The sequence below is a fragment of the Naumannella cuiyingiana genome (assembly GCF_013408305.1).
GTDB classification, from domain to species: Bacteria; Actinomycetota; Actinomycetes; order Propionibacteriales; family Propionibacteriaceae; genus Naumannella; species Naumannella cuiyingiana.
The window spans coordinates 1,775,251-1,786,797 of the sequence record NZ_JACBZS010000001.1; the positions used below are offsets into that span (position 1 = coordinate 1,775,251).

Below are 11,547 nucleotides of genomic sequence, written 5' to 3' on the forward strand. Positions count from 1 at the left end.
TCAGTTCTTGTGTATCTTCCGTAGCTGCTCGTCCAGACGAGCGAGCGTCTGCGTGGCATCCTGCTCGCCGAACATCAGCCGTGTCACCTCCGCGTAGACCACGTCATAGGCCTCGGTGTCCTTCATCGCGAACTCTCGTGGCACCAGGGCCGATGCATCGGCCATCACCGTATCGATGCCGGTCACGCCGGAAGGGCTGGGGACTCCGACAACACCGGAGAGCTCACCGAACTTCTCGGCCCGCTCTGCCTGCACTTCCGGGCTGGTCACCCGGCGCACCCACTCCAGGGCGAGCGGGATGTTCTCGCTCTTGGCATTGATCGACATCTGTTGCGGTGCCGCCATGATCGCCTTCTGGTCGCCGGCTCCGCCGGCAACCTCAGGGAAGGGGAGTACGCCGATCTCGAAGTCATCGGGGATCACGTCCTTCATCTCACTGACCAGCCAGCTACCCATCAGGATCATCCCGGTCTTGCCCTGGAAGAACTGCGCCTGTGCGGCGGTGAAGTCGGTTCCCTGGAAGCCCGACATCAGGTACCCGCCATCGCGAAGGTCCTGAACCTTCTGCAGCCCGCGGAGGAATCCGGGGTCATCGGTGATCCTGCCCTTGCCGTTCACCAGCACATCGTTGGCGGTGGTCCATCCGACCTCGCGCAACCACAGGTTGTCGGACCACATCCCCATGTAGGGCTGATAGAGACCCGTAATGGCGATCGGGTCCACACCGGCCGCCTTGAGGTCGGCCGATGCCTTCATCAGCTCGTCCCACGTGGTGGGCGGCTTGATCCCGCTCTCTGCGAAGATCTTCTTGTTGTAGAACAGCACCTGGGTCGACAACTCACTGGGTACGCCGTACACGCCGCCGTTGTCGGGATTGACCATGAACCCCGAGGCCGCCGGGGTGAATGACTCACCCCAGGTCTTGCCGGTTGTCGGGTCCGGCGCGTCCAGGTAGGGCTTGAGGTCGAGCAGGAAGCCGTCATTGGCCCACACTCGCTGGCTCGGGACGGTGCCGTCGAACATGCCGTAATCGACATCGGGACCGTCGCCGGAACGCCAGCGTTGTTCCAGCGCCGGGCGGGCCTCGGAGTTGGCAAAGGTCAGCGTGATCTTGGTGCCCGGATAGTCGGCTTCGATCTCACGCGCAAGCTTCTCGAGGTAGGCCAGTCCCGGGGTTCCCTCGGCAGGGATCACGCCGACCTCGATCGAGCCGGAGATGTTGTCGCGCCACGTGTTGGGATCCGGGCCTTCTGACGCCGGGGGACCGCCGACAGGCCCACTCGAACAAGCCGCGAGCAAGACGCCGGCCATGGCCAGCGGCAGGCTGAACCTGATGCGCTTGAGTTTCATGTGTGCCCCTTCGGTAGCCCGCGTACCCCGCTGGACGACGCCCTATTCACCCGAGAAGATTCGACGCGATTCAATATATCGAAAATATAACTACGATTTCGTAAATCGTAAGGGACAGGTCAGCCGCTGACAAGGGGTCTACGCGGGTCCTCACTCCTCGTCCTCGATCGGTCCCAGGTACGGCAGGAACTCGGCGAACTCGATCAGGAACCGGTCCACTGCGTCGCGCTCGTGGTCGTCGAGGTCGCGGCGCGGGGCGCGGCAGTGGTCGCTGCGGAAGAGCCCGCGACGGACCGAGATCAACTTCTCCGCGGCGATGATCAGCTCGGTGTCGAGCATCCAGTAGGAGGTGAACGGCAACAGGCGGGCGTGCAGCCGATCGGCGTCATCGAAACGACCGGCCTCGTACAAGCGCCAGATCTCCTGGTAGATCTCGGTGAACGAGCAGCCGGGCTGGGTGCCCACCGCACCCCGGCGAATGGCGTCGGGCAGTTGCACGCCCGCATAGCCCTCGACGGCGGGGATCGGAGGGTCGAGCCTGGAGAGCTCGGTGATGAACGGCCCTGGCGGGCTCGACTCGACCTTGACCAGCGTGAGATTCGGGTGATCGCGAGCGATGGCAGCAAGCCGGGACACGTCGAGCGCGGTGCCGGTCTCGTTCGGGGCGTACTGGAGCACCACGGGCGTGGTCGGCACCTCGGCCAGCACCGCCCGGATGTGCGCCTCGATCATGGGCGCGGGCGGTTTGAGCAAGTGCGGCGGGAGCAGATTGATTGCCTTCGCGCCGACCGACACCGACCACGCCGCCCGCTCGGCGGCCAGTCGTGTCGCGTGATCCTGCACAGCCGCGATCACCACCGTGTCCGGGAAGGCGCGGGCCTCGGACACGAGCACCTCCATCAGGCATGCGCGCTCGGTCTCGGAAAGCTTGTAGAACTCGCCGGCGAAGCCCGGGAACATCACGCTGGCGACGCCGGTGCCGAGGACGTAGCGCACCACGCGGCGAAAACCGGCCAGATCGACATCGCCGGACTCGGTGAACGGCACCTCGAGCACGGGCGACACCCCGCGAATGGCCCGGGCGGCGGCGAGTCCCTCGAGTGGGTCGTTGGCCCCCGGTCGAAGTCTCGTCATCGTCATGGTTGATCCCCTTTTGGCCACGTGGAGGCTGGTTTCGGTGTCGCGCGAGGTCGGACCGAGATCCGCGACCGGCTGCTCCTCATCCGGATCCGAGACCGAGCAGTGCTGCGATGGTCCCGCCGAGTACGCGAGCTCGCGCGGGTTTGGCAAGCGGCCAGTCGACGACGCGCCGTAGTTCGCCGACGGTGGTGGCGTACGGCAGGTCGGAGGAGAACACAAGGCGCGATGAGCCGATCTGCGGGTCACGCTCGAATTCGCTGAGGACGGTGTCCCAAGGTGCGTAACAGGTGTCACCGTAGAGGTTCGGCGCGAGGCGCAGCGCCGGGGCTGCGTCGATCCAGAAGTCGGTCGCGCCGCTGCGGCCCATCACGAACGCAACTCCCGGGTGTCGACGCGCCAGGGCAGCCGCGGGCAGCGGCAGATGTCCGGGCGGCGTACCGGTGCGAACGTAGACCGGCCAGTCGTGTGCGTCGGCGAAGTCGATGAGGGGATCGACCAACCCGTCCAGCAGGTCGAAGCCCTGCAAGCTGGAATCGATGGCGAGCGCGCGGGCGCCATGATCACGTGCCCAACCCAACTCGGTCAGGGCGTCCGCGCGGCGCCAAGGATTCGCCACGGCGTACGCCAGCAGCCGCCCGCCCGAGCGCTCCGCGGCGGTGGTTGTGGCAGCGTTGCCGGCGCGGTTGTGGTAGGCGATGTCACCCTCGCTCGGCGCAATCAAGGCTCGGTCGATGCCGTTTCGATCCATCGTCGCCAGCAGATCATCGACTGCCAGCGCGCAGTCGCGCTGCGCTCCGATGCGGACGTGCGCGTCGATGATCATGACCGCGCCGCCCGTGGATCGGGCAGCGCGAGCGCTTCGAGGGCTTCGGCGTGGATGATCTTCTCGATCACCTCGGCCGGGATCCGCGGCAATCGTGACCCCTCGACGATGTCGTTCACCGCGCGCAGTCCGGCGATGGCTTCGGCCGTGGTGGCGATGGGGAAGTCCGAGCCGAGCAGCAGCTTTCCCGCCGCGCCCCACTCGACGGCATACAGCAACGACTCATAACACACCCACGGGCGCAGGTAGATCGAGGAGACGTCGGCGTACACGTGCGGGTGCTTGCGGATCGTCACGACTGTCTCGCGCGCCCAGGGGTGTCCCATGTGCGCCATCACGATGCGCAGCTCCGGGCAGGCGATCGCGATCTCGTCGGTCACCAGTGGGAACGTGTAGCGCAGCGGAGCGTGCCGGATCGGGGACGCGCCCTGGTGGAACAGGATCGGCAGCCCCTCCCGTTCGCAGTACCGGTAGAACTGCATCGCCGCGTCCCCGAGCGGGTCGAACTCCTGGTAGTTGGCGCCGAGCTTGACTCCGAGCAAACCGAGCGAGCGCGCCTCCTCCACCTGTTCCCAGACGTCGGGCGCCATGGGATTCACCGACATGAAGCCGATCCGCTTGTCGGGTCGCGCTGCGACGTACTCGGCCGTCGCGACGTTCGTCCTCTCCGGCGGGTAGTCCAGGCCGGTCGAGGACACCGGATCGTCGACCGCGATGTTGAACACGATCGCGACATCGGCGGCATCGGCGGCGGCATCGAAGTCGGCCCAGCTGTTGGAGGTGATCACCGCGCGATCGGTACGCCAGGCGTCGTAGCTTCGGAGCTCCGCGTTCGGGACCTCGCGCTCGTGGGTCGGGGTGTGGGTGTGGACGTCGACGATCATCGGGTGCTCTTCTCCAGCAGACGGCGCGGATTGTCCACGAGCATTGCCTGCCGTTGCTCGGGTGTGACACCCCACTCATCGATCTCTCGGATCCGTGCCACGGCGAAGTCCTGGCTTGCCTTGTCCGACAGGCCGGCATCCGTGCCGAACAGCACCTTGTGCGCCGGCGCCCGATCCAAGATCGTCTTGGCTGCGTAGGGCGGTGTGCCGCAGATGCACAGGTAGAGGTTCTCGGTGTCCTGGGTGCAGACCAATGCCTCGCGCCAGAGGTCGTGGAGGCCGCCGTGACCCAGGATGATCGGCACGTTCGGGTGCCGCCTCGCCAAGGTGGCGATCTGGGTCGGCGTCGCGTAGGGCGGCGTCCCGTCGTGGCAGAGCACCAGACCGTTGTGCGTGGCGACAACCTCCAGGATCGGGTCCAGCGCGACTTCGTGGACGCTGAATCCCTGTAGCCACGGGTGTAGCTTCACCCCGCGAAGGCCCAACTCGGTAAACGTCCGCTCGATCTCCGCGGCCGCGGACGGCTTGCGTGGGCTGTAGGTGCCGAAGCCGATCAGCCGGTCAGGATACTGAGCAACGAATCGGGCCAGATCGTCGTTGGCCTCGGGGGTTGAGTCGAACAGGCCGTCATGGCTGAGCACGACTGCACGATCGATGCCGCAGGTATCCATGAAATCGATGAAGTCATCGGCGCTGAAGGTCGTTCCGCCGAGCCAGGACGTGCCACGCCAGATCGGGGTGTGCGTGTGGAAGTCGATCATGGCGCCAGGACACCGAACCGGGTCGACAATGCGGTGATCAGCTCCCGCCAGTAGGTCGCGCCGGCCGCCCGACTGGCGCGGTCGGGATGGTCGCTGTATCCGTCGATCTCGGCCCAGGCCGCGCGGCTGTGAGTCTCCATCCCCGGGCCGGCGACGATCGGGGTGGTGGCTGCGGGCGGGTCCGGGCGATGCGGCGCCCGGCGTACCAGGTCCGGTCGCAGCTCAAGCATGATCGAGGTTTCGAACGCGCCGGCGTGACCGGGCACCGGGGGATCGCCCGGTTCGCCGGACCGGTCGAGGGCGCGCCAGTAATCGATGTGAGTGACACTCAGCTCGCTGCGGGCGGCCGCCGCGCCGGCCGCGGCCTGGCAGATCCCTGAGTTCCCCCCGTGCCCGTTGAGCAGAAGCACCCGTGTGGCGCCTGCCCCGGCGATCGAGGCAAGCAGATCGGTGATCACCGTCAACAGGGTTTCCGCGCGCACCGAGAGGGTTCCGCCGAACGGGAGGTGATGATCGGATGCGCCGATGCAGAGCGGAGGAGCGATCACGAAGCTCCCACCGGACTCGGCGGCGTGATCCGCGGCGGCCCGGGCGAGCGCGCGGGTGATCATGAAGTCGGTTCCGGTGGGCAGGTGAATGCCGTGCTGTTCCACAGCTCCCAGCGGGACGATCACAAGCGCGTTGGGCAGCAGGTCCGCCAGGGTCGCGCGGTCGCAGGCGGCCCACTCCACGACGCTCACGGCTGTTCCACCGCGGGTGTGAGCACGGATCGCTCGGCGAGCAACGCCAGTTGATGGCTGATCGTCAGCGCGCGGCGGCCCTCGGCCAGCCCCGGCTGCGGCTGGTCGGTGACGCCGGTGGCGAGTTCGACGAACCGCGCGAGCTGACGGTCGAAGCAGCGGGCGACGCGATCTCCTGTCGGGGCGTACTGCTCGGAGCCGGCGGCGGTGGTGACGGTCAGGGCGAAGGTGGCACCGTCCAGGCTGGCCAGCCCGTGATCCCCGATCACTGTCAGGGAGGTGGCCGGCAGCGCATCGGTCAGCCATCCGAATTCGACCAGTGCGGGGACGCCGCCGTAGTCGAGTCGACCGCCGATGAGATTGGGTGCGCCCAGACCGTCACGGGTGGGATGTGACCAGGCATCGTGGAGGATCGGGTCGGCGTCAAGGAGATAACTCAGCCAGTCGAAGACGTGGGACCCCTCGTGCACCGCGGGGCTGCCGTGCCGGAGGGTGCGCTCGATGAGGGCCGTGTGCGCTCGGTCTCGCGTCCGCTCCTCGTCGTAGATGTGTGCGCGGACCAGCAGCCGGTCACCGAGGAGTCCGCTCGTGATCACCTCGCGCAACCGCTGCATGGCCGGATCATGCCGATAGGTCAGTCCGATCTGGACGCGCCGAACCTCGGACGGCGTCAGCTCGTCGTACGCGGCCGCTTCGGCCACGGATGTGGCAACCGGCTTCTCGGCAAGTACGAAACGGCCCGACCGAGCGGCCGCCACCACCAGTGCCGGCGTAACCCACGGAGGCGTCGCGAGGACCACGCCGGCCACATCGTCGCGGGCGAGCGCTTCGTCGAGGCTCCGGTACGCCTCGACCGGCCGACCATCGGGACGTGCAGCGGATTGCTCCGCGGCAACGGCGGCGCTCACCGTCGGCTCGGGCTCCACCACGGCGACCAACTCGACGGCGGGATTGCGTGCGACGGCGGGCAGGTGTGCCGCCCGCGCGATCTGGCCCAGCCCGACGAGGGCGATCCCAACCATGGATTAACTTTCGCTATTTCGAATTGGTTTCCTCAGTATTGAAGGTGATGTTAGCGTCGGCGCGAAAGGCCGCGCAAGGTCATCCGACCGAGACCTTGCCCGGCTGCCCGGGATGCGACGAGTGGTGCCCGAGCTGGTCGGAGACGATGCGGGCGATCACGCGCAGGCCCGCCACTGCGCGCTCGAAGGGATCGCCGGTGAGGGAGCTCTCGAAGCCGGTGACGCCCACAGATCCCGCCGCCGAGCCCTCGGCGTCGAAGAACGGAACGGCAACGCAGGAAATGCCCGCCTGCTCCTCCTCACGCTCCACGGCGTACCCGAGGTCGCGTACCTCGCTCAACTGGCGGAGGAAGGCTTCCCGCTTCGGCGGCAGCGCGCCGGGCCCGTCGCCCTGGCGCAGCTGTGCCAACAGCGGCTCAAGGCGTTCGGTGTCCAGGTGCGCGGCGATCGCCTTGCCGAGCGCCGTCAGGTTGTATGGCGCCATCTTTCCCGGGTAGGTGTCGAACTGGATGAAGCCCTTCGGCGCCGCCTTGGCGATGTAGACCACGGAGGCGCCACTGAGCACTCCGATGTGCACGGGCATCTCGAGTTCGTCGGCCAGCTGCTGCAACTCGGCCTGCGCAACCGATGCCAGGTCGACATCGCGAACGAGGCGGGTGGCGAGTCCGTACAGCCCGAGGGTCGCCCGCCAGAAGTGACTGCGTCCGACGACCTTGCGCGCGGCGTATCCGCGCATCTCCAGCGTGTACGCGATTGAGGCACAGGTCGCGATCGGGACATCGGCCGCCTTGGCCAGCGCGGTCAGTGTCAGGCCGTCGCCAGCGTGCACGAGCGCCTCGAGGATATTGAGGGTACGAGCCGCTGAAGGGGAGGGGGAATCGGCAACCGACATGGCGAAAGAATAGTTCGTAGGACCCGTCGGGAACCGGCCCAGTTCTGCGGGACCCCCCGCCGGTGAGGCCATCTACCGGACTCCCTGTTCGCTGGACCCGTCTCGCAGCCGCGCAGACAGGTGATCATCGAGTACGACTCCCAGCCCGGGGGCGTCGCCGAGCCTGGCCCGGACGCCGTCCGTGTCGATCCCGATCCGCACGACGTCGCTGTCGTAGTAGGCCGCGCCAATGATGTCCGAAGGGATGGCGCCGAGCGCCTCCAGGGCACAGGCCACGTGGAGCTGCGCGGCCGCACCGACCCCGAGTTCGCCATTGGACCCGATCACGATGTCGACACCCGCGGCGTGCGCGATGCGACCCATGGTGACGGCCCGGCCCGGCCCGCCGCTCTTACCGACGTAGAGGCTGACCACGTCGAGCGCGTCCGCGCGGATGGCGGCCATCAGGTCTTCGGAGCCGAACACGGTCTCGTCACCAACGACGGGGATGCCGAGCCCGCGCAGGTCCCGCATGCCGACCAGGTCGGCCGGAGCCACCGGTTGCTCAAAGAATGCGGGACCGAACTCGAGCAGGCGCTCTCCGGCCCGGCGGGCGTCGGCCCGACTGTAACCCCCGTTGGCATCCAGGCCGATCATTGTGTCGGGGCCGACCAGGGCCCGCAGCTCGGCCATCCGCTCGACGTCGGAATCGACATCGAGTCCGATCTTGATCTTGAACGCGCGAAAACCGGACTCCTGCGCTCGGGCGAGTCCGGCACGCAGCCGTCCACCATTGCCGCTCAGTGAACACTTGATCGCCACCTCGGTACGCATCGGCCCGCCGAGTGCCACCGCAAGCGGCACGTCGAGCGCCTTGGCGTAGGCGTCCCAGAGTGCAATGGACACACCCGCCTTGGTGAACGGATTGCCGGCCAGGGCGCGATCCATCCGCGCCTCGAGCGCGGCCACCGGCACCAGCGGTTGTCCGATCAGTGCCGGAACCAAGGCGCGGCCGATGACGTGCTCAGCGGTGGCCGAATCCTCTCCGCTCCACAACAGCGTGCCGCTCACCTCGCCGATGCCTTCGATCCCCGCGGTGGTGACGATGCGTACCAGCAGGAAGTCCGAGCGGTCGTGGCTACCGCGAGCTCCCGAGACGAGCAACTCCGGGCGCACCGTGGGGCTGACCCGGGCTGTGTGGATCGCCCGGATCCGATCGGTACGCAGGGTCCTGCTCACCCGAACAGGACCCGACCGGGATCAGAGAAGCCGGAGGCGATCACCTGAGGATCATAGGGATAGATGTAGGCAAACGTCGACGAGGCGTTCCACCAGGCACGGATGTTTCCCGATGAATCGATGTTGATCAGCTCCGCGCGCTGATCATGGTCGAGCTGGGCGAACCGAACCCTGGTCGGGTCAGTGAAGCCGGACGCGATCACGGTGCTCGGATCCTTGAAGGAGTTGGCCACCGTCGCGGTCTGATTGCGCCAGCCGCTGATCGTGCCGTTGCTGTTCACGTTGATCAGGTCGGCGAGTTTGTCACCGTTCAGGTCGGCGAACTGCACGCGGCCCGGGTCGTTGAAACCCCAGCCGACCTCCAGCGGGCCGTGCACGAAGGAGCCGGCGACCGTGTCCGTGGCATTCCACCACGCCCGGATGGTTCCCGAGGTTTCGACGTTGATCAACTCCGCTCGGCCGTCGCCGTCGAGATCGGCGAACCGAACCCGTGCCGGGTCGGCAAAGCCGCTGGCGATGCGTGTCGGCGTACCGACGAATGATTTGGTCACGGTCGCCGAGGCGTTCCACCAGGCGTCGATCGTACCGTCGGAGTTGATCATGATCCGCTCGGTTCGACCGTCGCCGTCGAGATCGGCGAAGCGCAGTCGACGCGGGTCGGTGACCCCCGTAGCGATCTGCAGCGGACTTCCCGTGTAGGAGCTCTCGACGGTCGGTGACCCGTTCAGCCAGGCGCGCGTCGTCCCGTCGGCCGCGACCTGCACCAGTTCTGCCATCGTGTCGCCGTTCAGGGATGCCGTCCCGGGCAGCGCGGTGCCGGATGCCAGCCGGACCAGCTCGTCGCGGGCGGCACGGAGGTTGCCGATGTCGTAGGGCCGGTCGGCGGGGTTGTAGGACGGCGCGACGCGGTCGATCAGTGCCTTCACCGCAGCCGGATCGACCTTGGCGGCGAGTGCCAGCAGTTCGTAGTCCTCGGCGCCGTCGCGTTGCGACTGGGAGCGGATTGTCGCTTTGATCGAAGTGTTCTTCGTGTCCGGATGGACGATGTATTGGTCTCCCTTGAAGGCGTTCGCCGTCCCACCCACGCCGTACTGCGGGTCGGTCATGGTGTCGAAGGACTTGGTGCTGCCGATGCCGGGGGTCCAGAAGTTCCACGCCCAGTGCAGATATCCGGTCACGCCGTACTTGAAGCTTGCCCACGGCAGGACGCGACCCTCGTAGACCTTGCTGTCCACGAACCGGTTCATCGCGTAATAGCCGTGGGTGCCCGAGCAGCACATGTTGTACACCCAGGTCCTGACCCCCTTGGACCGCATCGCGTCGTAGGACGACCGGTTGGCCTCGTAGTTGTCGACCGTCGGAACCACGACGTTCGCACCCTGGGAGACGGCATAGCTGTGCGCACCGAGACTCCAGCTCGCGTCACCGGCCGGGACGTCGGGCGCGACGGCGCGAAGCTTGCTCATGAAGTACGCGTACTGCTGCTGGCTGTTGGCGGTGTCCGGCTCGTCCGCGACCTGCTGGTACCACAGCTTGTACCACCCCTTCTGTCGCAGGTGGTCGAACAGGGCGGGCAGGTACTGGTCGATCCAATTGCGACTAGTCGCGGAGTCGACGGGGGACAGCCCGGTGGTCAAACGTCCGGCACCGTCGCGCTGCAGCACATAGGTGAGGTAGTTGACGCCGGCGTTCTGGGTCGGGTCGGGATGGCCGATGGCAACACCCTCGAGCACCTTCACCATGTCGCGGTCCAGGTAGTACTGCACGTACTGGTCGAACCTGCTCCAGTTGAAGGTGTACTTGCCGGTCGCCGGGTCGAGCGTGGTACCGCCGTCGAGCAGCAGCGCGGGACTGTTGATGAAGATGCCGTTGACCCGCGTCTCCTTCATCGCGTCGGCCATCTTCCCCACGATCGTCCACCATTGCGGTGTCCAGCGCTCGTAGCCATAGAACGCGGTGATCGGATCGCTGGCGTGGTTGGTGGCGGTCGTCGTGTTGTACCAGGCACCGACGATCTGTTGATGGATCAGGGTGGTGTAGGCACTCTTCCCCGGGTTCGGCAGCGTAGCTGCGCCGACCTCGACCGAGTAGGGGATCGTGAGCGCCCCCGCGGTCGTGTTGACGGTCAACTTGCCGCGGTACTGGCCGGGTTCGGCGGCTGCCGGCGCATAGACGGTGACCCAGATCGGCCGCGGGGTGTTCGCCTGGAGGCCGATCGAGGCGTCGTTGGACAGCGTTTCGGGGAACCATCCCGGCGCGTTGGACGCCATCGTCGGATAGCGCCATTCCGAACCATCCCCGACCGCGGTGTTGCTGTTGCTCTCCAGTTGAACGTATTCGACGTAGTTCGTCCGGACGTTGCTTGCCGCGATCTGGTTGGTGCCCGCGGTCAGCGCGGAACTGGTCACCGAGGTGATCGTATTGGCCGCGTCGGACTTGAGGACGACCTGGAACGACTCGTATTCGTTGCGCGCCATGACGAGCGACGCCTTCTGCGAGCGCGCCGGCTCGCTGTAGAAGACGTTCACCGATGAGTCTGCGATCCACCAGCTGAGCGATCCCGCCGCGTTCGCGTGCGGCGCGGTGCCGGTGATCAGGATCGTGGCGAGGATTGTTGCTGCGGCAAGGCGGCGTATGCGCATGATGATCCTTTGAAATATCGAAAATACCTTTGTATTATCGAATGGACTGACCATAGCGGTAGCGAGTTCGATCGA

General features: G+C 66.7%; 10 protein-coding genes. All 10 read right to left on the reverse strand.

What is annotated here, in order from left to right:
- On the reverse strand, positions 1-1,350 hold the full coding sequence (locus tag GGQ54_RS08185; protein ID WP_179444940.1) for an ABC transporter substrate-binding protein: 1,350 nt from the start codon (positions 1,348-1,350) through the stop codon (positions 1-3).
- A 150-nt stretch (positions 1,351-1,500) separates the two neighbouring features.
- A complete protein-coding gene (locus tag GGQ54_RS08190; protein WP_218843779.1) occupies positions 1,501-2,490 on the reverse strand; it encodes a dihydrodipicolinate synthase family protein in 990 nt (329 codons plus the stop codon).
- A gap of 79 nt (positions 2,491-2,569) precedes the next feature.
- Complete coding sequence (locus GGQ54_RS08195) at positions 2,570-3,313, reverse strand: amidohydrolase family protein (RefSeq protein ID WP_179444941.1); 744 nt, start codon at positions 3,311-3,313, stop codon at positions 2,570-2,572.
- On the reverse strand, positions 3,310-4,197 hold the full coding sequence (locus GGQ54_RS08200) for an amidohydrolase family protein (RefSeq protein WP_179444942.1): 888 nt from the start codon (positions 4,195-4,197) through the stop codon (positions 3,310-3,312). Before GGQ54_RS08200 ends, GGQ54_RS08195 begins: the two co-directional genes overlap by 4 nt.
- On the reverse strand, positions 4,194-4,958 hold the full coding sequence (locus GGQ54_RS08205) for an amidohydrolase family protein (RefSeq protein ID WP_179444943.1): 765 nt from the start codon (positions 4,956-4,958) through the stop codon (positions 4,194-4,196). The genes GGQ54_RS08200 and GGQ54_RS08205 overlap by 4 nt, the downstream gene beginning before the upstream one ends.
- Entirely contained in the window at positions 4,955-5,698 is a 744-nt protein-coding gene (locus tag GGQ54_RS08210; RefSeq protein WP_179444944.1) for a creatininase family protein, read from the reverse strand. The genes GGQ54_RS08205 and GGQ54_RS08210 overlap by 4 nt, the downstream gene beginning before the upstream one ends.
- Entirely contained in the window at positions 5,695-6,720 is a 1,026-nt protein-coding gene (locus GGQ54_RS08215; RefSeq protein WP_179444945.1) for a Gfo/Idh/MocA family protein, read from the reverse strand. The genes GGQ54_RS08210 and GGQ54_RS08215 overlap by 4 nt, the downstream gene beginning before the upstream one ends.
- Positions 6,721-6,799: 79 nt before the next feature.
- Positions 6,800-7,612, reverse strand: coding sequence for an IclR family transcriptional regulator (locus tag GGQ54_RS08220; protein ID WP_179444946.1), 813 nt, complete (start codon positions 7,610-7,612; stop codon positions 6,800-6,802).
- 72 nt (positions 7,613-7,684) lie between these two features.
- On the reverse strand, positions 7,685-8,830 hold the full coding sequence (locus GGQ54_RS08225; protein ID WP_179444947.1) for an enolase C-terminal domain-like protein: 1,146 nt from the start codon (positions 8,828-8,830) through the stop codon (positions 7,685-7,687).
- Positions 8,827-11,472 carry a glycoside hydrolase domain-containing protein gene (locus tag GGQ54_RS08230; protein ID WP_179444948.1) on the reverse strand — a complete coding sequence of 882 codons (2,646 nt, stop codon included), beginning with the start codon at positions 11,470-11,472 and terminating at the stop codon, positions 8,827-8,829. The genes GGQ54_RS08225 and GGQ54_RS08230 overlap by 4 nt, the downstream gene beginning before the upstream one ends.
- Positions 11,473-11,547: the final 75 nt, after the last annotated feature.

Excerpts from the sequence above, each read along its gene's own strand:
- GGQ54_RS08185 (WP_179444940.1), bottom strand. The coding sequence starts at position 1,350 with ATGAAACTCAAGCGCATCAGGTTCAGCCTGCCGCTGGCCATGGCCGGC.
- GGQ54_RS08190 (WP_218843779.1), bottom strand. The coding sequence starts at position 2,490 with ATGACGATGACGAGACTTCGACCGGGGGCCAACGACCCACTCGAGGGA.
- GGQ54_RS08195 (WP_179444941.1), bottom strand. The coding sequence starts at position 3,313 with ATGATCATCGACGCGCACGTCCGCATCGGAGCGCAGCGCGACTGCGCG.
- GGQ54_RS08200 (WP_179444942.1), bottom strand. The coding sequence starts at position 4,197 with ATGATCGTCGACGTCCACACCCACACCCCGACCCACGAGCGCGAGGTC.
- GGQ54_RS08205 (WP_179444943.1), bottom strand. The coding sequence starts at position 4,958 with ATGATCGACTTCCACACGCACACCCCGATCTGGCGTGGCACGTCCTGG.
- GGQ54_RS08215 (WP_179444945.1), bottom strand. The coding sequence starts at position 6,720 with ATGGTTGGGATCGCCCTCGTCGGGCTGGGCCAGATCGCGCGGGCGGCA.
- GGQ54_RS08220 (WP_179444946.1), bottom strand. The coding sequence starts at position 7,612 with ATGTCGGTTGCCGATTCCCCCTCCCCTTCAGCGGCTCGTACCCTCAAT.
- GGQ54_RS08230 (WP_179444948.1), bottom strand. The coding sequence starts at position 11,472 with ATGCGCATACGCCGCCTTGCCGCAGCAACAATCCTCGCCACGATCCTG.